A 23959-nucleotide genomic window follows, 5' to 3' on the forward strand; every position below is an offset into this window, starting at 1 on the left:
TCGGTCTATATCTTGAGGCAGGTTTTGGTTCATATTTGTGATACTCCCCCTCAAGTGTCCCCCTTGTCAATACTCTGCCACCTGAATCCTTACCATTTGAGTTATGCTTATGTTACTGGGGGACTCCACAAACGACCAGAGCGTTCAGTAGACGTCATGAGCTTTACAGTAGTTATTAATGAACTAAAAATCAGGCTATGAATACCACAAAAGAAAAAGTTCAATCTCTGCTGAAGCAATTGCCAGATGATTGCTCAATCGAAGATATCCAATACCATCTGTATGTAATTGAGAAAGTTAGTCGTGGATTAGAAGTAGCCGACACAGAAGGAGCGATCGCACAAGAGGAAGCTGAAGAACGTTTGAGCAAATGGCTTATCAAGTAGTTTGGTCTTCCAAAGCACTAGAAGATGTAGAAGACATCGCCACGTATATATCTCGTGATTCGACTGCTTATGCTGCGGCAGTGGTTCAGAGGATAATTGATGTAACTCGTCACTTGAGCAACTTTCCTTTCTCAGGTCGAATAGTACCAGAGTTTAACGATGATAGTATTAGGGAAAAGTTTGTATACAGCTATCGAGTCATCTATCGAATTCAGGGTGAAACTTTAACTATTGCAGCAGTGATTCATGGAAAAAGACTATTGGATAAACTGGATGCAGATTCAGAGTAAGTCACCAGCTACATTGAAGAAAAAACTAATTTGAATCATTGCTCGAACTATCGGTCATATTATGTCAGCTTGATTGCTTACTAAACCCCAATTCCTGCAGAATATATCATAGATAAATGGATGCTGGGTTTTGGACTACTTACAGACAATTACCATAATTCATGAGCAAATCAACCCTTTACATGGGATGCTGGTTGATGATTAGTGAGTTTTACCAATGTCTGTTGTTTCTGCTATCACTGTTACCGTTCCTGCCACAACTGCGAATTTGGGGCCGGGTTTTGATTGCATCGGTGCAGCTTTAAAGCTGTACAACGAGTTCAAGTTCACTCGCCTGGAAGAGGGTGGGTTAATTATTCATGTCACTGGTACGGAAGCTGAACGAGTTCAAACTGATGAGAGCAATCTCCTTTACCAAGCGTTTTTCAAGTTCTATCAACATATAGAGCAGACACCGCCGACTGTGAAAATAGAGATTAAGTTAGGTGTACCGTTGGCGCGGGGTTTGGGTAGTTCGGCCACAGCAATTGTTGGTGGATTAGTTGCGGCTAATCAACTAGAAGGTGCAACTCTGTCTCAGTCGCAGGTGATGGAGTTAGCGATCGCAATGGAAGGACATCCTGATAATGTAGTTCCAGCTTTGTTGGGAGGATGTCGTCTTGCTGCTACCAGTGGCGCAGGTTGGGAAATTTGTGATGTTCCCTGGCATAAAGATGTTGTACCAGTTGTAGCTATTCCTAATTTTGAACTTTCCACTTCAAAGGCGCGGGGCGTTCTGCCAACAGAGGTGAGTCGTGCGGATGCGATTTTCAATACGGCACATTTAGGGTTATTGTTGCGCGGCTTGGAAACTGGTAACGGACAATGGTTAAAGACAGCTTTGCAAGATAGATTGCATCAGCCCTATCGGAAAGCTTTGATTCCTGGTTATGATGCTCTCAACATTGCAGCCGTTAGTGCTGGTGCTTATGGTATGGTGATTAGTGGTGCGGGGCCGACACTGTTAGCTTTGGCGGATAAGTTACACTCAAAGGCTGTGGAGGCGGCGATGTTAGCTGCTTGGCAAGAAGAAGGAATTACAGCTGAGGTGCGATCGCTTTCTCTAGATACCCAAGGCGCAAAAAGCTTTTAATATTTTACTCAGCACTTAAAACTCGATTTATGCAGCAAACTCAGGCTGAAATAGCGGCGCTTAACTCTCAAATTCAGATTCTTTTAGAAGAACGCGCTGCACTCACTATTAATAATGTCATCTCTGGCGAGAATGATTCACCCCAGGCGATGGTGGAAGCTTACCGCCGTCAAGCCAGAGAAAATGCCCAATTATCGGTTGAACTCCAAGGCATAGATGCAGCGATCGCCGCCCTGGAAGCCCAGATAAAACAAAAACAAGGTAAGTTAGTGCGTTGGCAAGGTGAATCCAAACAACTTATCCAACAGCAGCAGCTAGAGGAAGCAAAAGAAGTAGCTCAGGTTCATGCTCAACGCATTAATCAACTAGCAAGTGAACTGGCCGCAGAAGTCCGTTTTCTTAAGGCTTGTGCCAATCAACTGAGTCCAATGTATTGGCAGATTTATTACAAGCCCTTTATTACTGGCTTTAAGACAATCTCCGTTCCCTATGTCCGCTCTGATGGGGAAGTATGGACAATTGTCAACCGGATTGTTTAATGCTTTACCCTTTTCGTTGGTATGCAATACATATTTACAGCAATCTTAAGAAAGATGTGACTAATGCATAGCAACTTTGAGAAAGGGATTTAGGCTCAGGGCCCAAAGATATTTCTTCCAAAATGGGATGCTCCCTGATGCTCAAAGATAAATGCTGGCTTTCCTCACAAGTTCCTCAAATTGTTTTGCTATAAATATAAATATAGGGCGAAACCCTTTAAGAGATTTAAAATTCAAAAGTCGCTAAACATAGTTGAGGGATTAGTCATTTTTGACAATCCAGCATCTGGAAACCCGAAACCGTAAAGACCAATTACCAATGAAATCGGAGGTCTATTATGATGTTTAAAAAGATTCTAGTTGCATTAGATCGCTCGGAAATAGGGCAACAGGTTTTTGAGGAAGCATTGGATTTAGCAAAGTTAACACAAGCTAACTTAATGTTACTTCATGTCCTATCTTCCGAAGAAGAGGGTAGTCCTTATGTACCTATGCTGTCTAATATGGACTACTATCCAGGATTGACCAGTCAAAGCTTTGAGTTATACCAACAACAGTGGGATACCTTTAAAAATCTAGGAATCCAGATGTTGCAATCTTTTTGTGCCCAAGCAAACACAGCAGGTGTCACTACGGAATTTACACAAAATGTTGGGAATCCTGGTCGCATTATTTGTGATTTAGCCCATAGTTGTGGCGCTGACTTAATTGTTATGGGGCGTCGGGGTCATTCTCGGTTGATGGAACTATTTCTCGGTAGTGTGAGTAACTACGTTCTTCACCATGCTCCTTGTTCAGTGCATGTTGTGCATCTTTCAATTACTCCTAAAATAGATAAAGTTGTCAAAGAAACTACAAGCGCTTTCAGCGTTAACTAACTACTAAGCTATTCCACATCTAACTTGCATAATTAGGGTGGGTAATACTTCAGCGTGACGCTATGCAAAATTAAAGTTAAGAGCGAAAAGTGGATCTATGAAAGAAGATACTAGTGAGATCGTTGGTTTTCATGCTCATGTTTACTTCGATCCTGGGAGTCGGGATGTAGCTGCGCGTGTACGCGAAGGATTAGGCGCTAGGTTTGACGTGCAACTCGGACGCTGGTTTGACAAGCCCATTGGGCCCCATCCAAAAGCGATGTATCAAGTTGCTTTCTTACCGAATCAGTTTGATAAAGTCGTTCCTTGGTTAATGCTCAATCGTGAGGGATTGGATATTCTCGTCCATCCTGAGACAGGGAATGCTGTGGCAGACCACGCAGTTCATTCCCTATGGTTAGGAGAAAAGCTAAATTTAAATATTGAGTTTCTTCAAAAGCTTAGTCCGACTTTATCCAATTAAGGAAAGTAAACAACTTCGTTGGTAAAAGTTTTGGTTTGAGGCATGAAACTTTTTCTATTGTCGCTAATTCTGGTGAAATTGAAAAAGTCCAATTTCTTAATCAATAAAGGTTTCAGGTTTCAGCTTATGCGTAGGCGCTTTAGCGGTTTGCTGCAAGCATCGCAATAAAGGAAAAATGGATAAAGTCGAGGCTCAGACTATGACTAAAACTTAAGCTACAGCAGATTGCAACTTGCTGAGGTACAGATAATCGTAGGGAACATGGCTGTGCCCCTACACGTGTACTTCATTTACCTGAAATAGCGTATTAACCGCTTGTTTCTACGAACGTCTCCTAAGTTGGACTGAGATAATTCTTTGACCGCCCACTTTTCCATGATGCTATTACCCCCTTCTCTTCTCTCAACACTATACTTATCAAGCCTTTCACTCTTATGTTAAGTCTCTTGTTTGATTGTTAAGAAAGATGCGGGTAATGGATAGGGGGAGGGTTGGGGAAGGGTGTACCTTATGTATTTGCAAAACCCTGTAACAAGTGAGGAGGCGACTATGATATACCTTACTTTTACTATTATCTAGTAAGAGAAGGAGAATCGTGTAGATAATTGGTCTTTCAAGACGCGATAAATCGTGTCTCTACATCAGGATTTTGTTGCTCATTCTGAACTGTATTGAACTTTAGAATTGAAGCAACTGGTTGACTTGAATATTTAGTCATTCGGTATTTGCTTGAGAAAAGCTATCCACATATCAGATGGAGCGGAGTAGTAATCAATTTCTTCAACTTGATATTGATAAGATTCACAACCTTCTCGTAAAATAATGCGATCGCAAGCTTTAACGCTTTTCCCTACTCCAGTCATGTACCCGATTGTTCCTTCATTGAGGCGCTCAAATATGTAGTCGCCTCCACAAACTTGTTGTCTGTAATCATGGATTTTATTCTTTTGTTTTAATTCTGTTACTGGAGAGATAACCATAGCTAATTTATTTAAAAAACTAAAACTTAAGTTCATACCTGTCCTCATCAAAGACATAAGTGAGTTCTCCCAAAGAAGAAATCTATAACAAAGAGTTCTGGACTCTAGGTGAATCTAAATCTCTTTCAATCACCAATCCAGAATTGAACAGATGGACAATCTAGTTAGTAATTAACTTACATTGACAGCTAGTAAAGGCAATTTATCACCCAATGTCTAATTAAGCAGTTCGTTGAAAAGGTACTTAATAATAATTTTAAAAGAAGATCAATGATTTTAAATTATTTTTTTCAATTTTAATCTTTAGTTATTAATGTTTGAATTAATGTTTGAATTAATGTTTGAATTAATGTTTGAATTTATTCCATGATATCTTTTGCCCAACAACCATTTAAATTTACAGTACTATCAATTGCAGCTTCAACTGTAAAATCACCGAATTATTGTCCAATAATAGGTCAGATATGACATTTTTTTACTTAACTAGATAATCCGAAAATTTATAAAGCTTTTATGTCTTGAGAATGTCATCTATGTATCTTTTTTAAGATAAATAGCATCTAGTCCTTACTAGTTGTTTTTAGGGCTACATCTACCTGCTCTAGTAATACTTTTAGGGTGGAGGAGTTATCTAAAACGACATCTGCATGAGTCACTTTTTCTTCGATAGAGAATTGGCTGTTAATCCTGGCACGTGCCTGTTCTCTATTTAAATGGTTTCGTTGTATTAATCTTTGTAGTTGTTGCTCTTGAGAACAATGCACTACCCAGATTTCTGTAACCAAATCAGTCATCCCAGCTTCAAATAATAGAGGCACTACTAACACCAGTATTTGTGACGAAGACTGAGCAATTGCTTTGAGGAAGCGATCGCGCACATAAGGATGAATCAAATCCTCTATCCAGTTGCGTTCATCTTGACGATTAAAGATAATTTCACCTAGCTTTTGGCGGTTGAGGCTGCCATCTGGTAGTAAAATTTGTTCGCCGTAACGTTGAGCGATCGCACCCAAAATAGGCGAACCTAAAGATACTGCCTCTCTAGCATAAATATCTGCGTCCAAAATCGGCAGGCTATAAGTGCTAGCTAAATAATTGGTGACAGTGGTTTTGCCTGTGGCAATACCTCCAGTTAAGCCGATTATACGTTTTGTCATTTGTCATTCTCCTCTGCTCCCCCTGCCGCTCCCTCATCTAAGAATTTGCCGCCCATACGATCAGTGCTTGGGTTAAACCATCTAAAGTATATTCTTGGGCTTCTACATCCACACGTCCGAATAAATCATGGCAAGTTTTGGAGGTTTGGGGGCCGATAGAGGCAATACAAACTCCCTCTAAGACTTGGCTAGCATCAGAGTTGTTGGGAAATATATTGTTAGTAAGTTGACAGAAAAATTGTACGGTTTTAGAACTGGCAAAGGTAATCACATCTACCTTGCGGTTTTGGAGAGCTAACTTTGCCGCAGGTGGAATACTACTAGGACAACAAGATTGATATGCCGCAACTTCTATCACCTTTGCTCCCTTGAGAGTTAATTCCTTAACTAAAACTTCTCTACCGCCGCTTTCAACTCTGGGAAATAACACCTTTTTACCATCTAATTTATCTGGGAAATTTTCCACTAAAGAATCGGCAACAAAGTTGGGGGGAATAAAATCTGCTTGCAGAGAGCGTTGTTTGAGACTTTGGGCTGTTTTCTCACCAACGACGGCAATTTTGATGCCAGCTAAGGCACGGCTATCTTTCCCTTGGGTAGTTAGCCTTTCAAAAAAGTAGTCTATGCCATTGGTAGAAGTGAGAATTAACCAGTCGAAGTCAGATAAATGAGCGATCGCATGATCCAAAGCTTCCCAAGTGGAGGGCGGGCCGATTTCTAAGGTAGGCATTTCGATGACTGTTGCACCTGATGCAATGAGGCGATCGCTAAATTGACTCGATTGGCCAACTGAACGTGTAACCAAGATCATTTTACCAGTAAGGGGAAGGGGAGATAGGGGGAAATTGCTTGACATAGCAGGGGGGCTAAAAGTTTTGGCTGTAGTCGAAACCTGACAATCTATTTTCTCAGGTTGTAAGTACTTGCGTAGCCCAACAACTTCGCCAATTACAATTACCGCCGGGGAAAGGGATAATCCGGTGGTTTGTTCTAGAATATTGCCCAGTTGCGCTGTCCAAATTTGTTGTTCGGGAGTTCCTGCCCAACGGATGATCGCAATGGGTGTTAAGTGCGATCGCCCGTGTTTTACTAGTTGATCTATAATCTCTGCTAGATGTCGCCCTCCCATCAAAATTACCAGTGTCTCTAAGCGTGAGAGTGCCTCCCAGTCTAAAACCTCTGGTTCATGAGCTGTAAGCACTGCAAAAGTGCGGCTTAACACCGGATCTGTTAGGGGAATTCCTGCCAATAAAGGTGCTGCAAGGGCTGAGGAAATTCCTGGTACTAGTTCAAAATCACAACCGGATGCTTTCAACGCTTCAATTTCGGAAGTGCAACGCCCAAAAATCAACGGATCACCTGATTTGAGCCGTATAACTTGTTTTCCTTGCAGACAGTGCTTTACCAGTAACTTGTTAATCTGTGCTTGGCTTGTACTGGGTTTGCCACCGCGTTTACCGACATCTAACTTCAGGCAATCATCTGGTACGCACTGCAATAATTGAGCATCTACTAAAGCATCATAGACTAATACCTGAGCAGTAGCTAAGAGATTGTAAGCTTTTACTGTCAGGTATGCTGCATCTCCAGGCCCAGCACCTACGAGGTAGACTTTACCCCTTTCTTCAGTCATGGACATTTGTCATTTGTAATAATCAATAGTTCTTCTTTCCCTGCTCCCTGCTCCCTGCTCCCTGCTCCCCATGCCCAATGCCCAATGCCCAATGCCCAATGCCCTTTATTCAATTTGTTTGGGTATTAATTTTTTGGATTAGCCGATCGACTTGCTCAACCATCTCCTTGTTTTTCTCAGCTTGGAATAATTCTCTGGCTTTTTTGAGATTAACGATCGCTTCTTTTGGTTGTTGTTCTCTTCCCAAAGTGATTCCCAAATTATAGTAAGTGAATGCATCGTTAGGTACGAGGCTAATGGCTTTTTTGTAATGTGCGATCGCTTCTTGAGGTTTACCTCGATCGTCCATCGCATTTCCCAAACCTGTGTAAGCTTGTGCGTGTTTGGGATCGAGACGAATCGCTTCGGTATAGCCAGCGATTGCTTCTGTTAGCTTGCCTTGAGCGTAAAAAACACTTGCTAAATTATAGTGAGCGTCTGCATAGTTGGGAGCGAAGCTGATGGCTTTTTTGTAATGTGCGATCGCTTCTTCTAGTTTGCCTTGAGCGTATAGAGTATTTCCCAAGGCATTATAACCTGCTGGATTTTTTGGTTGGAGGCGAATGGCTGCTGTATATTCGGCGATTGCTTCTGCTGGCTTTCCTTGAGCGTACAAGGCGTTTCCTAAGTAATAGTGAGCGTCTGCATAGTTAGGATCGAAGCTAATAGATTTTTTATACTGAGTAACTGCTTCTGCTAGCTCACCTCGATCGTACAGAGCATTTCCTAAACGGGTGTAAGTCGGTGCATAATCTGGTTTAAGGCGAATTGCTGCTGTATATTCGGTAACTGCTTCTGTGAGCTTGCCTTGAGCGTAGAGAGCATTTCCTAAGTTATAGTGAGCTTCAGCATACTTGGGTTCAAGGCTGATGGCTTTCTGATATTGGGCGATCGCAGGTTCTAACTGATTCAGTCTTGCTAAAGTCAAACCTAGATTAAAATATGCTCTAGAGTCTTGAGGATCAAGGCTAATGGCTTTATTGTATTGGGCGATCGCTTCTTGTGGTTTACCTCGATCGTCGAGAGTATTTCCCAAGGCAATATAAGCTTGTGCAAAATTGGGTTCTAGTTCAATTGCCTTCCGAAAAGCCGCCTCTGCTCCTTTTAAATCTCCCTGTTTATAGAGATTGCTTCCTTGCTCGAAGTTAGCAACTGCGTTTTTGTTCCGAATAACTGCGGACTGAGTAGAGTTTTGAATTTTTGTTAAAATAACGCCAACATCTTTACCAAAGGCAGTATTTTCATTACTCAAACACAAGCAGATAATAGCTGCTACCAGTAGATTCTTGTTTTTCAGCATTTTTATTACCTTATCTGCTTGGTTTACATATAATATCAAGTTCGGCTAATTGCGATCGTCAAAATACCCGATCCCAGCCCTTCCTTGCTTGCTCTTAGGGGGGTTCTAGCAGGAATTATAAGTGATTAAGCTAACTTGATACAAGTGTACTTTCATATAAATGTCTATTTGTACACAAGAGACATTTCAAAGTCCCTTTCCCAAGGGTGGGAGACGGATTTAGTGTGAAAGCTCATTAGACCTCTTGCATAAGTCGAATAGACCCCCCTTTATCCCCCCTTATAAAGGGGGGAAACTTGAAATCTTGCCCCCTCCCCTTAACAAGGGGAGGGTTGGGGAGGGGTGATTCAAGGATTTTTGCAAGAGGTCTATTGATTCATGCAAGAAGTCTAATAGATGCTGCTTTATTAAAAGTAAAAAGTTGCTCGTTCTTCAAGTATTTGTTTTTGTTAGTGGATATCTCTACAGGTTCCAAACCACTTGACTACAAAACCTTGCTCATCTTTGAGTAGTAAACCTCACGCTAGCTGCCAACGATAGGAGCCATCAGCAGTTCGTTTAAAGCGATATTCATTGTTATATATAGTGCTTTTTTTACAGCATCAGACCACACTTTATCAGTTCTTTGAACATCATCCGATTGCAATTGTAATGGCCATGAAGAGAGTGGTCAAACTTGCGGAAATTACGGAGATAATTATGGTATACACTAGGAAGTTACCAAATAAAAACCATTCTCACCATAATGATGGGAATGGCAAAAAAAATAGGAGACACAACAGGAAAATTTCATCTCTGCAATTCTGATTAAAGTTAAGATTCGCTTGACTTAGCACTCATTTTATCTAACAGTTGAGTGATTTTTTTAGCTTTTTCAGGTTGGCGCTGTTTTTGTAATAAATCTTTAGCTTGTAGCAGGTTAGTTTTAGCTTCTTCTTCTCGCTCTTGCTGCATGAGAATATTTGCCAGACGCAAGTAAGCATCAGGATTTTTCGGACTGCGGCGAATTACTTCCCGAAATAATTCTGTTGCTTCCTCTACTTGTCCTTGCTGGTTTAAAACATCTCCCAAAAACAAGCGCACTACGTCATTTGTAGAGTTGATGGAAATCACTTTGCGAAAGGCCGCTTCTGCACCTTGGTAATCTTTTGCTTGGGCAAGATTGATGCCTTTTTGAAACAAGTCTGAGGTGATCAAAGTTTTCCAAGCGAAATAGCCAAGGATTGACAGACTCAGAACAACTACAACAGCAGCGATAATCGTACTAGTGGGAAAGGTTTCTAGCATTGTCTAAGCCAAAAGACAGCCGATAGGAAAAATCAGATATTCCATAAAAAAGAGTTTCCAGATAAATTGGTAGAATTGAGCGATCGCACTTTTATCTTGTAAGTCTACCGTCAAACTCCGCAACCACAGCCAAGCCAACAGTCCCAAATGAGTAACTACCAGGAATATGGCGTTAACTGAGGCGACGTTTAGCACCCCAACCAGAATTATTCCCAGATAGCAGGCAGTTATTACCCAAAGAGACAGATTGAACACAGCTTGGGGCCCAAGTTTGATGGTGAAAGTAGTAATATTGTAGAGGCGATCGCCTTCCATATCGGGGATATCTTTAAAGATGGCGATCGCAAAGGTAAACAGCAAAATAAATAACGTCAGCACCCACACCACAGGCGGAATCGTTTGGCTTTGTTGCAATGCCCAACTGTAATGCAGATATAACCCTAAGTTAACAATCGTACCGCGCACCGAAAAAATACACAGCGCCGCCCAAACGGGAAACTGTTTCAAGCGAATTGGCGGTAAAGAATAAGCAGTACCAATGGCCAAACTAATTGCTACCATCCCCAATAAGAACGGCCCAGTCAGCCACGCCACAACTAGCGCCAAAATCCCAGTCAAAGCGACAATTAATTGCCCAGTTTGGCGGGAAAACTCACCAGACGCTAAGGGTAAATGAGGCTTATTAATCTTGTCAATTTCTACATCTTCTAATTGATTCAGCCCCACAATGTAGACATTGCCACACAGACAACCAATCCATGCACCGAAGACAGGGAGTAGGGAATACGTAGAGATGGGATGAATCGCGTCTGTAGAGATATGATTAATCGCGTCTCTACTTATGGCAATGGCAATTAAATATAAACCCAAAACACTCAGACTTGTACCGATAATCGTGTGAGGGCGAGAGAATTTCCAGAAAGCGTATAACCACTGGAAATATGATTGAACAGGTTTGCCTGATAAAGGGCTGTTTTGAGAAGTTTGGCTCATAAGTAGCTTAGATACAGTATTCTGGCTGGTTGTTAATCATTGTCACAGAATTTGGTCATTAGACTTCTTTCATGAATCAATGAGCTTTCACCTTAAATCCCTCTCCCAAGCTTGGGAGAGGGACTTTGAAATTGGCTACCCTTCTCCTCCATGCCCTCTGCGGTAGCCTGCAACAAGCCGTTCGCGTAGCGTCTCCGACAGGAGAAGCGTCTACGTTATTCTAAACTTATAACTTCTTGCGCCAACTCAAATCAAGAATGCGATTAATTTTATACAGTAAACCCGGCTGTCATTTATGTGAAGGCTTGCAAGAAAAGCTAGAACAAATCCAAAATCTCAGTTTCGAGTTGGAAGTTAGGGATATTACGACTCGTGAAGATTGGTTTGCTGCGTATGAGTATGAAGTCCCAGTACTTTATTTATCGAACTACAGAGGCGCAGAGGAAAAAGAGGGAAGTGAGAAACCATTGCCACGTCCTTCTCCTCGTGCTAGTGTGCAGCAGTTGGAGCAAATGTTGCGTAAATATTTAGCCAATTAGAAAAAAATAATGCAGAATAAGCGCAAGATCAAGAATGTGACGAGGTTCACAAAATGAAATTGCGGGAATTACTAACAGCGGTAGACAGTGTTGAGCAATTGCCTAGTTATTCAATGGAGGATGTTGAAGTTAGGGGTTTAAAGACGAATTCCCATGCTTGTCGTGTGGGAGATTTGTTTATTGGGATGCCAGGAACGCGGGTTGATGGTGGGGAATTTTGGCAAAGTGCGATCGCATCGGGGGCGGTAGCTGCGATCGTTTCTCCCGAAGCTGCACAAAAAAATCCTCCCACAAATCAGGCTGTGGTCATTAGTGCAAGTAACATCACTCAAGCTTGTGCGCAGATAGCCAGTGCTTTTTATGGTTATCCGGGGCGAAAACTCAAGCTGGTAGGCGTAACTGGTACAAATGGCAAAACTACAACTACTCATCTAATTGAATTTCTACTAGGGCAAGCTAATTTAGCTACAGCTTTGATGGGAACTCTCTACACTCGTTGGGCAGGTTTTGAGCAAACTGCTGCCCACACTACCCCTTTTGCAGTGGAATTGCAACAGCAGCTAGCAGAGGCTGTAAAGGCTGGGAGTGAATTAGGGGTGATGGAAGTAAGTTCTCATGCTTTGTCCCAAGGTAGAGTGTTGGGTTGTGAATTTGAGGTGGCGGTATTTAGTAATCTTACTCAAGACCATCTCGACTATCACAGCGATATGGAAGATTACTTTGCTGCCAAAGCGTTATTGTTTAGTCCTAATTATCTCAAGGGAAGGGCAATAATTAATGCTGATGATTCTTACGGGAAGCGGTTAATTGCGTCGTTGGATTCCGAACGAGTTTGGAGTTACAGCGTCAACGACAACAGCGCTGATTTATGGATGAGCGATTTAAATTACCAGCCAAATGGTGTTAGTGGGACATTACATACACCAAAAGGTGACGTGGCTTTTCGATCGCCCCTAGTCGGACAATATAATTTAGAAAATCTTTTAGCAGCCGTAGGAGCAGTTTTACACTTAGGGCTAGATTTGCAGTTAGTGGCATCTGTGATACCTGAGTTTCCCGGAGTTCCTGGACGGATGGAACGGGTACAGATTAGTACTGAGCAAGATATTAGCGTGATTGTGGATTATGCCCACACGCCCGATAGCTTGGAAAATTTATTGAAAGCTGCGCGTCCGTTTATACCTGGTAAAGTGATTTGTGTATTTGGTTGTGGAGGCGATCGCGATCGCACTAAGCGCCCAAAAATGGGTAAAATTGCTGCTGAGTTAGCTGATGTGGCAGTGGTGACATCAGATAATCCCCGAACTGAAGACCCAGAAAGGATTTTGCAAGATATTTTGGCAGGAATAGCTGACACAGTGCAGCCAACAGTAATTTGCGATCGGGCGATCGCAATTCGTACCGCTATTTTACAAGCACAACCCGGTGATGGAGTATTGCTTGCTGGTAAAGGTCACGAAGACTACCAAATTCTCGGCACCGAAAAAATCCATTTTGACGACCGAGAACACGCACGCGAGGCTTTACAGCAAAGACTGAAAATAGAACGTTAATTTGGGCATTGGGCATTGGGGAGCCAGTGCGTTGCGGAGGTTCCCTCCGTTGAAGCAACTGGCGTCATTGGGCATGAGTTATTCTCCTTGTCCCCCTTGTCCCCTTGTCCTCCACTCCCTTGTAGATAGAGTTTTTTATAGTTAATGTTTCTTTCCGTGGTGATTTTGTAAAAAATGCACACATAAAGGTGAAAATCGAAGACAGAATTATTTCTTGCTTCATCCTTTTTGTGCTTGACTCATGAATGTTTCTCTGGCTAAGGATCTGTCTGTTTATCAACTGGTTATGGGAGTGCAAGCGCCTCCTAAACCATTGTCCCTCAGTCCTGCTACTCTACTATCACTGGTGAGAGCGCAAATTGACTTACTCATTGAGCAGCAAATTCCAGCCACTCTCTGGGTGAAGCTACCACCAGATAAAATTTGGCAATCAGAATTAGCGCGTTATCAATCCTCGGTAGGTGCGTCTAGTCTCATTTATACTTGCCAAATTGAGGAGAGCAGGAAAGGGGAAGCAGGGGAAGCAGGGGAAGACAAGGGAGAGGAAAGATTAAATATCTCCTCATCTCCCTCATCCTCATCCTCTGATCATGTCCCCGTTCACCTACCACCAGATAGCCAAATGCGACGGGAAAACTTTCTGATGGTGTTATCAGCACAGTTTTGCAGTTTAATTTTGGCTCATCGACCACTTAAAAAACGCAAAAATCAGACATTAGGGAAGGTAAATACTAATAAAAACCAGCCGTTGCTAATTATAACTACTGTTGAGGGGAGAGTAATTCAGCAAGTATTAAATAGTATCCAACAAGCGATTGCACCAGAATCATCCTCAATTTTACCTGCTAACTTTATTTGTCCAACCGTGCCCCAAGGCGCACTTATGAATCAACTGTTGGCAAAACAACTCCTCCGACAAGATGAAATTAATCGTCAAATCATCACAGTACGCACTAATAAGTTGGAGCAGCAAAATCAAGAACTGCACAACAAAGAGCAACTCAAAGATGAATACCTGAAAAATGTCTGTCAGGAACTGCGTATACCCTTGACGCACATGAAGACAGCACTTTCATTATTAAATTCCCCTAATCTTAAACCCCCACAACGACAACGTTATTTACAGATGTTAAATACCCAGTGCGATCAGCAAAACTCCCTGATTACTGGTTTTTTGGAATTGGTGCAGCTAGAACAAAATTTAGAGGGGACGACTTTGGAGTTGGTGCGTCTATCAGATATAGTACCTGGAGTAGTCAGTACCTACCAACCTGTAGCCCAAGAAAAAGGAATTATGCTAGCCTACACTGTACCGACTGAACTCCCATCTGTTTGGTGCGTGAGTGGTAAGCTGAGGCAAATTGTGATTAATCTGTTGCATAACAGTCTTAAGTTTACCCCTAATGGAGGTCAAGTATGGGTGCGTACCCGTAATCAAGGCGATTATGTCCAATTAGAATTCCGCGACACAGGTATTGGTATTGCTGAAAACGAAATTCCCAAAATCTTTGATCGGTTTTATCGCGTGCGTACAGCAGCAACCGAAGATTATGGTGGTGCTGGGTTAGGGTTAACGATAGTACAGCAATTGCTGCTGCGCTGTGGTGGATCTATTTCTGTAAAAAGTAAATTATCTGAAGGTTCTACCTTTACAGTGCAACTGGCAAGTGCTGGTAATATCCCAAAAGCGATCGCTACAGAAAATGAGTTATGAATTATGAGTTATAAGTGATAAGTTAAAAATTCATAACTCATCACTCATAACTGATAACTTCTACAGTTATTTTGCCTAACCTGCTGCAAACTCAGTAAACTTCCGCTTGTAGGGAGCATGAAAACCCAAAACAATATCTTATTTTGGCACTCCAGCATTATTAGCTATTAGTTCATAATCAAAAGTCCATAGTCAATAGTTAGTCTGATTCAGATATTTATGCCTAACCGAATGGCGGCAACCATGTAGCGAAAGATGTAGTCTAATAACTCAATATAATTACGAGCAGCTTCAAGAGAACAAGCCCAAACTGTCAAACCATGATCCCGAATTAGTAATGCGGATATTTGCGGTGGAGTGACGGCAAAGCGTTGTTCAATATCACCAGCAATCTGGGCAACTTAGAGATGATTAGCAAAAATTGGTATTACACAACAGGGATTTTCTTGCCAAACTCCCAAACCTTTGAGCATTTCTAGCGGTGGTAAAGGTAAAGTATCACCTTCAACCAAGCGAGAAACCAAATTGCTCTCAATAGAATGTATATGATAACAAGCAAGTGATTCTGGAAACAGGCGGTAAAGTAGTTGATGAATAGCTGTTTCAGCTGAAGGTAGCCCCTGGCTTGCTGATGCTTCTATTTTGCCATCTGGAGCAATGAGAACAAAATCGTTGAGTAATAACTCACCCTTAGATTTACCACTAGCTGTAATCCAAAAACTACCATCAGCTAATCGAGTAGAGAGGTTGCCGGCAGTTCCTACCATCCAACCTTGTTGGTAAAAATACCGAGCAGTGGCAATTAGTTGCAAACGAGGATCTGCTATTGTTGGGTTTAACTCCATGATTTTGCTAAATAATCGCGGATTTGTAAAAAATCATTCCAGAAAATATAGGGTTTTTGGTATTCATCTAAATATTGTGCTAAAGGAGAGCGTGCAAAGACAACAGAAGCTTGCAATCCCATATTTAAGTCGGTGATGGAGTCACCAATAGCAATCTTTTCATCGGCTGGGTACTGATCCATAACTTGCGCCTTAGCGATCAGTTCTGTATCTCCTTCGTATTGAGAATTTACTTTTAAATAAGTACTGCTAATATCGACATCTACAGCATAAATTCTCTCTACTCTATGCACTATCCCATCCAAAACAACCTCTACCATTCCCCGTAGTCCTCCAGAAATGACTATTAATGAAACTCCCTGACACTCCAGAAAATCCAACAATTCTATAAACCCACAACGTATCAGTTGAGGTTTAGTAAATTCCAGAATTTCTGGATAACTTGCAGATGGAATTGATTGCAGAATTTCCTTGACTCCCTCTCGTAGTGTCAGCCTTTTTGCATACATTTCAGGCAGTAGTTTTGCAGAAAGTACTGGTGCAAACTTTCTCAGAACTGCAACAAAAGTTTCGTCAACTGTAATAGTGCCATCAAAGTCACAAAAAACAATCCGCTTCATACTAATTCGTAATTTGTAATGTTTGATAAATTAGAATTTACCTCACCAGGGGTTGGCGGGTGCGAATTTCTCTGCCTGTATATTGAGGTATCCAACCTTCTGTGGTGATGAAATAGCGTACTGCTTTCACCCGCCTTGCTGGGGTGAGATAAAACCAATGTTCGGTTCCGGCTGGGATGTTGATATATTCTTCTGGTTGTACTGTCAGTTCTACTTGACTACCATCAGAAAGTACAAAACCAAAAATCGCTTCTCCATCAATGATGTAGCGGACTTCATCATCTGCATGGGTATGAATTTGGTCAAACTTTGCCATTAACTCATCAAGGTTAGGAATCCCTTGATGAAGGACAACCAAATCACGAGATTTATAGCCAGCTGTCTGTTGTAGTTGCTCAAAATAACTATCTATTGCTTTGAGTACTTGTTCTTTTTCATCTTCGTTGAGACTATCCTGTGCCAACCAATGTTGAAGTTTGGGGTTATCTGCTATAGTCAGGCGATTAATTTGAATATTCAGGGGGGCTAATTCCTGGGAAATGTGAATTAAATCGGTGTGGAGAGTTCCATTTTCTAGTTTGAGAACTGCCATTTTTGACCTCCATTAAAATAGTTAGAATAAGGCTTTCGAGGCATAACTTGTAGGAGCAAAGACACTATTTAAAAAGTATTCTCTTGTTTCATATTTTACAGGAGCGTTAATCACATCGTGGCAGGTTCATATCTTGCTCCAAGCCATTTTTTCTGCTCATATAGCTTGTATACCTCTATTTGTGCTGTCTTCTTAGGTAATTTATATTATTAGCGTAGTGAAACTTCTGCATTCAACCAATTGACAAAACCCTGATTAATTGCTGTCGGAGAAATTTCGGCGATAAAATTAGTATAAGTAATATGCTCTTGAATAAGTTTTTCTATTTCTAAAGCATAACCATCTTGAGTTTTGACAATTAAAACAACTTCTGGTTCTTCAGTAATTTCTCCTTGCCAACTATAAGCACAAGTAATCGGGAACCAATTGACACAAACTGCTAACTTACATTCCAGTAATGCCCGACCAATTTGGCGTGCTTCATCTGTATTATTTAAAGTTACATAGTAGAGTTTCATAAAAGTTTCCGACTTACAATTAGAGTGAGAAAATACGCCATAATCCCTCTAGCTTGGCTACTGTTGCTTCTAAATGGGGTAAATGAGTATCCAGAGCTTCCACAGATGTCCACTTCTCTACAAAAGTAAACTTATTTTATCTCGTTATGTGACTATATTGACTCCGTTCTATCGATTGGGGCAGCAGTCGTGACTATTGCTTTGAAGTTTGAGGCTTACCTACTAACAGCATCAGTAGGGCTGCTTTCAGATGCCATTGAGTCGTGTGTGACTTATCCAGTCTGCTTTGTAGCTTATTTTTCAGCCCTTCAAAAATTCTACATATTCCAGGTTGCTACTTCTTCTTAAATTTGGCAATTTTGCTGTTTATTTACCAATACAAAACTTACTAAAAATCCTTTCTAAAACAGACTCTGTTACTTCCTCTCCGGTAATTTCTCCTAAAGCTTGAATCGCCCCTCGTAAGTCAATTGTCCAAAAATCAAGAGGTAACTGCTGAACAATTGTTGCTTGTACCTGTTCCAAAGAAATTTTAGCTTGAGTTAAGGCTGCTGCCTGCCTTTGGTTAATGGCTAAATCCATATCAGCCGCTTGCACTTTTCCAGATTGAACTATCTCTAAAATTGCTGTTTCTAAAGCATCAATACCTTGATTTTGGGATGCGGCTGTGACAATTGTAGATTTTGGGTTGCACATTTGATGTGCTGACAGCGCAACTGGGATTTTGGATTGAAGGTTTTTCTTATCACTTTCTTCTACTAAATCGATTTTGTTAATAACTATAATCAACGGACGGTGTTGTACCTTTTGGTAAATTTCTTCATCGCCTTCTGTCCAGCCTGCGGAAGCATCGATGGTAAGCAAGACTAAATCAGCTGCATTGGCAGCACGACGCGATCGCTCGACGCCAATTTTTTCCACTTGGTCTGTTGTTTCCCGAATCCCCGCTGTATCTAGTACTTGTACGGGAATTCCCCCAACAACTAACTGAGACTCCACTACATCGCGGGTTGTACCAGGTAAATCAGTCACAATGGCGCGATCGCTCCGACTCCAAGCATTCAATAAGCTCGACTTACCCACGTTCGGACGCCCAACAATTGCCACTTTTAAACCAGTGCGTAGCAACTCACCTTGATCTTTGGTTTCCAATAACCTAGTTATTTCTGCGGCAATTTTATCAATTTCTGATATGATTGCTTTATCATCCAGCGGCGGAAGGTCTTCCTCAAAATCAATTCGAGCTTCAATTTCTGCCAAGATATCCAAACAGTTAGCGCGTAACTGCCGAATTGGATGAGCTAATTTTCCTTGTAAACCAGCTAAGGCACTTTGAGCAGCTTGGGGCGATTTAGCTCCCACTAAATCGGCAATACCTTCGGCTTGAGTTAAATCCAATCGTCCATTCAAAAAGGCGCGGAGAGTAAATTCTCCCGGTTGCGCTAGTCTGGCCCCATTTTCCAAACACAGTTGTAATACCTGCTGCACTGCCATAATTCCCCCGTGGCAATGGAATTCTACAACATCTTCACGGGTGTAAGAACGGGGTGCTTTCATAATCAGCAACAAGGCTTCATCCACTATTTGTTGCGTCTGGGGATGGCGAATGTAACCGTAGAGAATCCGGTGACTTTCCCAAACTTGTCGCCCTGGTGCATGAAAGAGACTTTGGGCGATTGCCATTGCTTGAGAACCAGACACCCGCACAATCCCAACACTACCCTGTTGGGGGACAACAGCAGTGGCGATCGCGGCTATAGTTCCAGTAGTAGCAAACAGTTCTGACATGAGCGCCCTTTATTATAGAGTAAGGAGTAAAAATCATAACTTATAACTCATAAGTTTCTAAATGGTAAGTATTTAGACTAATGAGATACCAACTGGCAAGGTAAAATTTACCTGTAGGTCATGCCTGATAGTAAAGAGTTAAGAGCAAAGCCGGAGACACCCCGCCTCTGGTGAAGAGTTAGAGATGAAAATCATAACTCGCAACTCGTAACTTATAACTTTTAGAGAGAGGAATTCACTGTGGAGCAAAAGATTAACTGCGCTGTAGCCTGTGTTAACGGGTGTGTTTTAGGGGATAAATGCCCCAATACCGAGTTTAGAGAAGCTACGACAAAATTTATTGAAGAGACTCCCTTAGATAAAATGCTGGAGTTGGCACAAGAACGTCTGCGGAAAAAAATGACGGAACCGCCAAAATGGGTTTTTCCTGAAGATCCATAGCATTTGAGTTAAGAGGCACAAGCAAGACAGCGTGGAAGTTAAATGGTATATCTATATTTAATTCTCGCAGTTTTGCTGCCAAGCGATCGCTGTGTTCCTTCTCCTGTTGTGCCACTTCTTCCGGTGTCGGAACCAGTTTTCTCTCAGGAGTGTAGGGTTAAAGCATTCTACGGCAACTAATTATTCATCACCGCATCCAAAAGTACATTGGCATCAAAGCGGACTACATCGGTGCAAGGTAGCCCCGTTTCTGCTATTGTTTGAGCAATGCTTTCCTGGGCCGCAGACTCATCTAGATGGGCTGTGTTCAGCGCTATACCCACTACAGAAACACTTCCAAAAGCACCACCGGCATTAGCAACAGTTTCATAAAGCCGAATCACCTCTGGTAAAGGTGGAATTATTACATGGGGATGATTACGTACATGGACTTGTCCCGCCCGATGTACTAACAGCAGTTGGGTTGGTTGGGAACCACGGATTAGGGGTAGAGTTGCCGTTGAACCAGGGTGTAGCAGTGAACCTTGTCCTTCAATATGCAAAATATCGTAGTTTTTGCCATAGCGCATGACTATCTGTTCTACAGCACCAGCGGCAAAATCTACGCGCACGGCATCTAAAGCCACGCCGTCTCCTTCTAACATCACCCCAGTTTGCCCTGTGGCGAGGAATTTAGAACGCCAGTCCCGCAGTTTTGACGCCCAATGTAACTCTAGACTAGTTGACATTTTACCAATCGCCATGTCGGTTCCCACTGTCAACACCCGCCGACACGAAAGGGTGCGTGCCATTCCACTAGCAACACTAATATTAGATGGTTCTTTTCGGACATCCCAAATTAGTTGCCCTGGTTTGAGCAGTGCATTTAATTCTGGGATACTTGCCATTGGTGTATGTAAACCATTCACCAGTGACATTCCCGCTTCTAAAGCGTCTTTGATTTCTAGCCAGTAATCATCTGGTACAGCACCACCTCCTGGAGCAATACCAATTACTAAAACTTCTGGTTTGTACTCTAGGGCTGCGGCTACCGATGCCACAATCGGCACATCCCGCTTGATACCTGTTAATTCTGGTAGGGATTTACCAGCACACTCGCGATCAATTACGGCTACAATTGGGGCTTCACTGTAACGTAAAATTGCTAGCCCTGTTTTGCCGTGATGCCCGCTAATTCCATCATGCAGCAAGATAGCTACTCGTTGATTAAGTGATAGACGCACTGTGTTGTACTCCCAAACCTGGTAAATCGTTTGGCAAAACTCTTCCTTGTTTTAGCAATGCACCTGTAAAAGGGTCATCAATTAAGTTAAGGTGACTGTCTAAATCTAAATAATCAGCTAGTGGTGCTAGCTGTAATGCTGCTGTATTAGCTAGCGAACTGTCAGAATAGCAACCGAACATTACTTGCAACCGATATGCTCGTGCTGTATGTACCATTCGCATTGCCTCTGTTAGCCCCCCTGATTTCATTAGTTTGATATTAATGCCATCCACGTAATTTGCCAAATCGGGAATATCGGTGCTGGTGAAACAACTTTCATCGACAAAGATGGGCAGGGGAGAGTGTTGTTTGAGTTTTGCTAAACCTTTTTCTTCTCCCCGTGGCAATGGCTGTTCTACATACTTTATACCTAAATCAGCTAGCCAATTGCACATTGCGATCGCATCTTCTAAACTCCAACCCCCGTTGGCATCAACAAAAAATTCTAGTAATGGTGCTTCTTCCCGCACTGCTAAGAGCATTTTTTGATCTGCATCTATGCCATCTGGACTACCTAGTTTTACCTTAAAAAGGCGGACATCGGTAAATTTTAACCAGTCTCGCGCTCTCGCCCTAGCGCCTTCAGGTGAATTAATCCCAATTGTGACTGAAGTCGGGACTATTTGATTGCGATCGAGTCCCCAAAGTTGCCACATGGGTAATCCTACGCGCTTACCCAACCAGTCGTGCATTGCCATATCTAAGGCAGCTCTTGCAGCAGAAGGAACCTGGTTTTGTGTTAAAACTTGCTCAATTTCCTGACGTTGTAAGGGGCTGAATGTTTGTAAGAGTGGCACAACTTGCTTTAAAGCATCTTTAATTGCATCAGTTGATTGCCGATGATTACCCACACCAAATGGTGATGCTTCTCCCCAGCCTTCGATATCATCATATAAAATCTTCACCCATACATTCGTTGTTTGTGCCGTTGTGCCCCGACTAATGGTCAAGGGAAATCTCTTGTTTACTGTAAATAATTTTACATTTATTTGCATACTTTTTATACATATTATGCTATTACCAAAGTCAGTGTAAGTTTAAAGTTTAGATTATCGGATGCATCTGTTATACTTTTTTACATTCATTACAAATTTTTTATACATACATTTTATTTGTTACTTAGTTTATGAACAACTTAAAGAAATGGAAGATTTTAAAATCAAAAATGGTTTTAGATAATCCTTGGTGTCAGGTGAGGCAAGATGAAATAGAATTACCGAATGGTAAAATTATAGATGATTATTTTGTCAGTATTAAGCCTGACGTTGCAATGATTCTACCTATCAATAGTAATAGAGAAATTATTTTTGTGCGGCAATATAGACACGCCGTGAGTGAATTTTTCTTGGAACTGCCAGCAGGGAATTTTGACCCGACAAAAGAGAGTGCAGAGGTAGCTGCAATTAGAGAGTTGAGAGAAGAGACCGGTTATATTCCTCAAGAATTGAGAAAAATTGGAACTTTATACGATAAGCCGAGTAAAGATACTAACCAAATACATTTATTTTTAGCAGAAAATGTGAGTAAAGTTGGAGAGCAACAACTAGATATTACAGAAGAAATTGAAGTTGTATTTCTACCTGTCGAATCAGTTTTAGATAAAATTGTTCAGGGGGAAATTTCTGTTGCAGGAACTGTAGCAGCTCTCTTCTTAGGTTTAAATTTTATTACTTATATTAATAATCAATAGAGCTTTTTGGCTTTAGCAATAATCAATGTTTGAGACAGATTTAAACTTTGCGCCATTTAGCATCGATACGCGATTTTCCTGGCACGATTTCTATAAGTCCTTTCTTCCGCAACCTATAAAAAATATTTTTCATTACTGTACCTGATTCGATCCCAGTCACTTGTCGAGCAATACGATTATCTATATCTTCATGATCTACAAGATAGTCCATGACTAGTTGCTCATACTGTGGATACATTTCATACATTGAAATTGCATTTTCTGAATCTGTGTGATTAATTCCAACTTTACGCCAGGCTGCATTACTTCTTGCTCTCCCAGGAACAGCCTCAATAAGTCCCCTATTTTTTAACCTATAAAATGCTTGCTTGATAGTTCCTTCTGAACGAATTCCAGTTTCATTTCGAGCAATGTTATTAGTAATTTCTTTATGCTTTTCTAAATATAACATTATCGTTGCTTCTACTGAAGCTAGAGGTTCATGTTTAATGTGTACAGCTACAGAGGTTTCGGTTTCATATATCTCACGAGGTTGCAGTCTCAACCTAGCCATTGCCTGGAAAGCAGTATTCAAACCTTCTCCAACATCTTTATTAGGTGGATTGGGAAATTTGTTGATTATACGAACAATAGCTCCGTTCCGTGCATACTGCTCTTTGAGAATATTTTTTACAGTAATATGACCAGGTAATCTACCTGGATTTTCAATTTCTATCCTATTGTCAAAAATGCGAATATGAGTATCAGATACTATACTGTAGTCTCTATGTAACAAAGCATTTGTTATAATTTTATGAATAGCTTCTTCTGGATAGCTGATTGATTCTAATCCCGTGTCTCCTACTTTTGGAATTTCTTCAACCATTTTTATTGTTTTAGCTACTGCTTGCTGAATTTGATCGTATAGACAACCTTCAATAGTTATCGGGTCAAAAGCAAGAGTATCTCTTGTGCCCTCTATATCTTTTGTTTTGTATCGATAAATTTTAATTCCGCAACGCTTTGGAAAAATAGCTTGAGGTTCATCAGCAAACAGTAGAGTACCTGCAACTGTTGGTTTATTCTTTTGAATTAATTGTTGTTTTCTGAGCTACAATTCAGCCTCGCTAGTTGGAACTACAGCACTAATAAATTTAGACATTACTTGTGATGTTGTAATTACCTCTAGTTCTACGTCAATAGTTCTTCTCTCAAATGACTCGATACCTTTGTCTAATCTTAATCTGTAAGGATTCAGGTGGCAGAGTATTGACAAGGGGGACACTTGAGGGGGAGTATCACAAATATGAACCAAAACCTGCCTCAAGATATAGACCGA

Annotated in this window: 26 protein-coding genes and 2 pseudogenes; 11 read left to right on the top strand and 17 right to left on the bottom strand. The window is 41.4% G+C overall.

Annotated elements, in window-relative coordinates:
• Window positions 1–197: 197 nt before the first annotated feature.
• The 6 genes from V7L12_RS14945 (at window position 198) to V7L12_RS14970 (ending at window position 3688) form a co-directional block, all read left to right on the top strand.
• Entirely contained in the window at window positions 198–386 is a 189-nt protein-coding gene (locus V7L12_RS14945) for a hypothetical protein (protein ID WP_335085208.1), read from the top strand.
• Complete coding sequence (locus tag V7L12_RS14950; RefSeq protein ID WP_335085209.1) at window positions 371–676, top strand: type II toxin-antitoxin system RelE/ParE family toxin; 306 nt, start codon at window positions 371–373, stop codon at window positions 674–676. Before V7L12_RS14945 ends, V7L12_RS14950 begins: the two co-directional genes overlap by 16 nt.
• A gap of 217 nt (window positions 677–893) precedes the next feature.
• Entirely contained in the window at window positions 894–1808 is a 915-nt protein-coding gene (gene thrB, locus V7L12_RS14955) for a homoserine kinase (RefSeq protein WP_334818024.1), read from the top strand.
• 29 nt (window positions 1809–1837) lie between these two features.
• Window positions 1838–2347 (top strand): hypothetical protein, encoded by a 510-nt coding sequence (locus V7L12_RS14960; RefSeq protein WP_335085211.1) that lies wholly within the window; start codon window positions 1838–1840, stop codon window positions 2345–2347.
• 341 nt (window positions 2348–2688) lie between these two features.
• Complete coding sequence (locus V7L12_RS14965) at window positions 2689–3225, top strand: universal stress protein (RefSeq protein WP_335085251.1); 537 nt, start codon at window positions 2689–2691, stop codon at window positions 3223–3225.
• A 97-nt stretch (window positions 3226–3322) separates the two neighbouring features.
• A complete protein-coding gene (locus V7L12_RS14970; RefSeq protein ID WP_335085213.1) occupies window positions 3323–3688 on the top strand; it encodes a DOPA 4,5-dioxygenase family protein in 366 nt (121 codons plus the stop codon).
• 290 nt (window positions 3689–3978) lie between these two features.
• On the opposite strand, the gene V7L12_RS33210 is transcribed toward V7L12_RS14970, so the two are convergent.
• The 7 genes from V7L12_RS33210 to V7L12_RS15000 all read right to left on the bottom strand — a co-directional run bounded on the left by V7L12_RS33210 (window position 3979) and on the right by V7L12_RS15000 (window position 11077).
• Window positions 3979–4065 carry a transposase DNA-binding-containing protein gene (locus V7L12_RS33210; protein WP_442947890.1) on the bottom strand — a complete coding sequence of 29 codons (87 nt, stop codon included), beginning with the start codon at window positions 4063–4065 and terminating at the stop codon, window positions 3979–3981.
• A gap of 333 nt (window positions 4066–4398) precedes the next feature.
• On the bottom strand, window positions 4399–4704 hold the full coding sequence (locus V7L12_RS14975; RefSeq protein ID WP_335085215.1) for a hypothetical protein: 306 nt from the start codon (window positions 4702–4704) through the stop codon (window positions 4399–4401).
• Window positions 4705–5228: 524 nt separating this feature from the next.
• Window positions 5229–5825: a dephospho-CoA kinase gene (coaE, locus tag V7L12_RS14980; protein ID WP_335085217.1), complete on the bottom strand. Its 597-nt coding sequence runs from the start codon at window positions 5823–5825 to the stop codon at window positions 5229–5231.
• A gap of 37 nt (window positions 5826–5862) precedes the next feature.
• On the bottom strand, window positions 5863–7458 hold the full coding sequence (gene cobA, locus V7L12_RS14985) for a uroporphyrinogen-III C-methyltransferase (RefSeq protein WP_335085219.1): 1596 nt from the start codon (window positions 7456–7458) through the stop codon (window positions 5863–5865).
• Between the two features lie 109 nt (window positions 7459–7567).
• The gene (locus V7L12_RS14990) at window positions 7568–8797 is read right to left on the bottom strand and encodes a tetratricopeptide repeat protein (RefSeq protein WP_335085221.1); all 1230 of its coding nucleotides are present in this window, start codon (window positions 8795–8797) and stop codon (window positions 7568–7570) included.
• An 813-nt stretch (window positions 8798–9610) separates the two neighbouring features.
• Window positions 9611–10084, bottom strand: coding sequence for a tetratricopeptide repeat protein (locus V7L12_RS14995; RefSeq protein ID WP_335085223.1), 474 nt, complete (start codon window positions 10082–10084; stop codon window positions 9611–9613).
• Between the two features lie 3 nt (window positions 10085–10087).
• Window positions 10088–11077: a homogentisate phytyltransferase gene (locus V7L12_RS15000; RefSeq protein ID WP_335085225.1), complete on the bottom strand. Its 990-nt coding sequence runs from the start codon at window positions 11075–11077 to the stop codon at window positions 10088–10090.
• Window positions 11078–11334: 257 nt separating this feature from the next.
• On the opposite strand from V7L12_RS15000, the gene V7L12_RS15005 reads away from it, so the two are divergent.
• From V7L12_RS15005 to V7L12_RS15015, 3 genes are all read left to right on the top strand, one after another.
• The gene (locus tag V7L12_RS15005; protein ID WP_335085227.1) at window positions 11335–11616 is read left to right on the top strand and encodes a glutaredoxin family protein; all 282 of its coding nucleotides are present in this window, start codon (window positions 11335–11337) and stop codon (window positions 11614–11616) included.
• Between the two features lie 53 nt (window positions 11617–11669).
• Entirely contained in the window at window positions 11670–13169 is a 1500-nt protein-coding gene (locus V7L12_RS15010) for a UDP-N-acetylmuramoyl-L-alanyl-D-glutamate--2,6-diaminopimelate ligase (RefSeq protein ID WP_335085229.1), read from the top strand.
• 241 nt (window positions 13170–13410) lie between these two features.
• Entirely contained in the window at window positions 13411–14883 is a 1473-nt protein-coding gene (locus tag V7L12_RS15015) for a DICT sensory domain-containing protein (protein ID WP_335085231.1), read from the top strand.
• Between the two features lie 209 nt (window positions 14884–15092).
• Here V7L12_RS15015 and mtnB read toward each other — a convergent pair.
• From mtnB to mnmE, 5 genes and pseudogenes are all read right to left on the bottom strand, one after another.
• Window positions 15093–15728, bottom strand: a pseudogene (mtnB, locus tag V7L12_RS15020) (methylthioribulose 1-phosphate dehydratase).
• Complete coding sequence (locus V7L12_RS15025) at window positions 15719–16348, bottom strand: HAD-IB family phosphatase (protein ID WP_335085233.1); 630 nt, start codon at window positions 16346–16348, stop codon at window positions 15719–15721. The pseudogene mtnB and the gene V7L12_RS15025 overlap by 10 nt, the downstream one beginning before the upstream one ends.
• A 37-nt stretch (window positions 16349–16385) precedes the next feature.
• Window positions 16386–16940 carry a 1,2-dihydroxy-3-keto-5-methylthiopentene dioxygenase gene (locus V7L12_RS15030; RefSeq protein WP_335085235.1) on the bottom strand — a complete coding sequence of 185 codons (555 nt, stop codon included), beginning with the start codon at window positions 16938–16940 and terminating at the stop codon, window positions 16386–16388.
• Window positions 16941–17149: 209 nt separating this feature from the next.
• Window positions 17150–17458, bottom strand: coding sequence for a divalent-cation tolerance protein CutA (gene cutA, locus V7L12_RS15035; protein WP_335085236.1), 309 nt, complete (start codon window positions 17456–17458; stop codon window positions 17150–17152).
• Between the two features lie 366 nt (window positions 17459–17824).
• The gene (mnmE, locus tag V7L12_RS15040) at window positions 17825–19246 is read right to left on the bottom strand and encodes a tRNA uridine-5-carboxymethylaminomethyl(34) synthesis GTPase MnmE (RefSeq protein WP_335085238.1); all 1422 of its coding nucleotides are present in this window, start codon (window positions 19244–19246) and stop codon (window positions 17825–17827) included.
• A gap of 240 nt (window positions 19247–19486) precedes the next feature.
• Here mnmE and V7L12_RS15045 point away from each other — a divergent pair, with 240 nt between their 5' ends.
• On the top strand, window positions 19487–19687 hold the full coding sequence (locus V7L12_RS15045) for a hypothetical protein (RefSeq protein ID WP_335085240.1): 201 nt from the start codon (window positions 19487–19489) through the stop codon (window positions 19685–19687).
• A 49-nt stretch (window positions 19688–19736) separates the two neighbouring features.
• On the opposite strand, the pseudogene V7L12_RS15050 reads toward V7L12_RS15045, so the two are convergent.
• The 3 genes and pseudogenes from V7L12_RS15050 to V7L12_RS15060 form a co-directional block, all read right to left on the bottom strand.
• Window positions 19737–19841: pseudogene (locus V7L12_RS15050) on the bottom strand (Uma2 family endonuclease); the annotation flags it as partial.
• Between the two features lie 22 nt (window positions 19842–19863).
• Entirely contained in the window at window positions 19864–20910 is a 1047-nt protein-coding gene (locus V7L12_RS15055) for a DUF1611 domain-containing protein (protein WP_335085242.1), read from the bottom strand.
• A complete protein-coding gene (locus V7L12_RS15060) occupies window positions 20894–21946 on the bottom strand; it encodes a dipeptide epimerase (protein ID WP_335085244.1) in 1053 nt (350 codons plus the stop codon). The genes V7L12_RS15055 and V7L12_RS15060 overlap by 17 nt, the downstream gene beginning before the upstream one ends.
• Window positions 21947–22077: 131 nt before the next feature.
• Here V7L12_RS15060 and V7L12_RS15065 point away from each other — a divergent pair, with 131 nt between their 5' ends.
• Window positions 22078–22641: an NUDIX hydrolase gene (locus V7L12_RS15065; RefSeq protein WP_335085246.1), complete on the top strand. Its 564-nt coding sequence runs from the start codon at window positions 22078–22080 to the stop codon at window positions 22639–22641.
• 40 nt (window positions 22642–22681) lie between these two features.
• Here V7L12_RS15065 and V7L12_RS15070 read toward each other — a convergent pair whose 3' ends face one another.
• Window positions 22682–23506, bottom strand: a complete 825-nt coding sequence (locus V7L12_RS15070) for an ATP-binding protein (RefSeq protein WP_335085248.1) — start codon at window positions 23504–23506, stop codon at window positions 22682–22684.
• 225 nt (window positions 23507–23731) lie between these two features.
• The coding region (locus V7L12_RS15075; protein ID WP_335085250.1) for a hypothetical protein at window positions 23732–23959 on the bottom strand (228 nt) is incomplete at its 5' end.

The sequence above is a fragment of the Nostoc sp. genome (assembly GCF_036918245.1).
GTDB lineage: Bacteria > Cyanobacteriota > Cyanobacteriia > Cyanobacteriales > Nostocaceae > Nostoc.

What these genes read in the sequence shown, in the direction of transcription:
- coaE (WP_335085217.1), bottom strand. Translation starts at nt 5,825, where the DNA reads ATGACAAAACGTATAATCGGCTTAACTGGAGGTATTGCCACAGGCAAA.
- V7L12_RS14975 (WP_335085215.1), bottom strand. Translation starts at nt 4,704, where the DNA reads ATGAACTTAAGTTTTAGTTTTTTAAATAAATTAGCTATGGTTATCTCT.
- V7L12_RS14970 (WP_335085213.1), top strand. Translation starts at nt 3,323, where the DNA reads ATGAAAGAAGATACTAGTGAGATCGTTGGTTTTCATGCTCATGTTTAC.
- V7L12_RS15070 (WP_335085248.1), bottom strand. Translation starts at nt 23,506, where the DNA reads ATGGTTGAAGAAATTCCAAAAGTAGGAGACACGGGATTAGAATCAATC.
- V7L12_RS15025 (WP_335085233.1), bottom strand. Translation starts at nt 16,348, where the DNA reads ATGAAGCGGATTGTTTTTTGTGACTTTGATGGCACTATTACAGTTGAC.
- V7L12_RS15015 (WP_335085231.1), top strand. Translation starts at nt 13,411, where the DNA reads ATGAATGTTTCTCTGGCTAAGGATCTGTCTGTTTATCAACTGGTTATG.
- V7L12_RS15000 (WP_335085225.1), bottom strand. Translation starts at nt 11,077, where the DNA reads ATGAGCCAAACTTCTCAAAACAGCCCTTTATCAGGCAAACCTGTTCAA.
- V7L12_RS15060 (WP_335085244.1), bottom strand. Translation starts at nt 21,946, where the DNA reads ATGCAAATAAATGTAAAATTATTTACAGTAAACAAGAGATTTCCCTTG.
- V7L12_RS33210 (WP_442947890.1), bottom strand. Translation starts at nt 4,065, where the DNA reads ATGGAAAAGTGGGCGGTCAAAGAATTATCTCAGTCCAACTTAGGAGAC.
- V7L12_RS15010 (WP_335085229.1), top strand. Translation starts at nt 11,670, where the DNA reads ATGAAATTGCGGGAATTACTAACAGCGGTAGACAGTGTTGAGCAATTG.
- mnmE (WP_335085238.1), bottom strand. Translation starts at nt 19,246, where the DNA reads ATGTCAGAACTGTTTGCTACTACTGGAACTATAGCCGCGATCGCCACT.
- V7L12_RS14990 (WP_335085221.1), bottom strand. Translation starts at nt 8,797, where the DNA reads ATGCTGAAAAACAAGAATCTACTGGTAGCAGCTATTATCTGCTTGTGT.
- V7L12_RS14995 (WP_335085223.1), bottom strand. Translation starts at nt 10,084, where the DNA reads ATGCTAGAAACCTTTCCCACTAGTACGATTATCGCTGCTGTTGTAGTT.
- cutA (WP_335085236.1), bottom strand. Translation starts at nt 17,458, where the DNA reads ATGAAACTCTACTATGTAACTTTAAATAATACAGATGAAGCACGCCAA.
- V7L12_RS15005 (WP_335085227.1), top strand. Translation starts at nt 11,335, where the DNA reads ATGCGATTAATTTTATACAGTAAACCCGGCTGTCATTTATGTGAAGGC.
- V7L12_RS14965 (WP_335085251.1), top strand. Translation starts at nt 2,689, where the DNA reads ATGTTTAAAAAGATTCTAGTTGCATTAGATCGCTCGGAAATAGGGCAA.
- thrB (WP_334818024.1), top strand. Translation starts at nt 894, where the DNA reads ATGTCTGTTGTTTCTGCTATCACTGTTACCGTTCCTGCCACAACTGCG.
- cobA (WP_335085219.1), bottom strand. Translation starts at nt 7,458, where the DNA reads ATGACTGAAGAAAGGGGTAAAGTCTACCTCGTAGGTGCTGGGCCTGGA.
- V7L12_RS14945 (WP_335085208.1), top strand. Translation starts at nt 198, where the DNA reads ATGAATACCACAAAAGAAAAAGTTCAATCTCTGCTGAAGCAATTGCCA.
- V7L12_RS14950 (WP_335085209.1), top strand. Translation starts at nt 371, where the DNA reads ATGGCTTATCAAGTAGTTTGGTCTTCCAAAGCACTAGAAGATGTAGAA.
- V7L12_RS15030 (WP_335085235.1), bottom strand. Translation starts at nt 16,940, where the DNA reads ATGGCAGTTCTCAAACTAGAAAATGGAACTCTCCACACCGATTTAATT.
- V7L12_RS15065 (WP_335085246.1), top strand. Translation starts at nt 22,078, where the DNA reads ATGAACAACTTAAAGAAATGGAAGATTTTAAAATCAAAAATGGTTTTA.
- V7L12_RS14960 (WP_335085211.1), top strand. Translation starts at nt 1,838, where the DNA reads ATGCAGCAAACTCAGGCTGAAATAGCGGCGCTTAACTCTCAAATTCAG.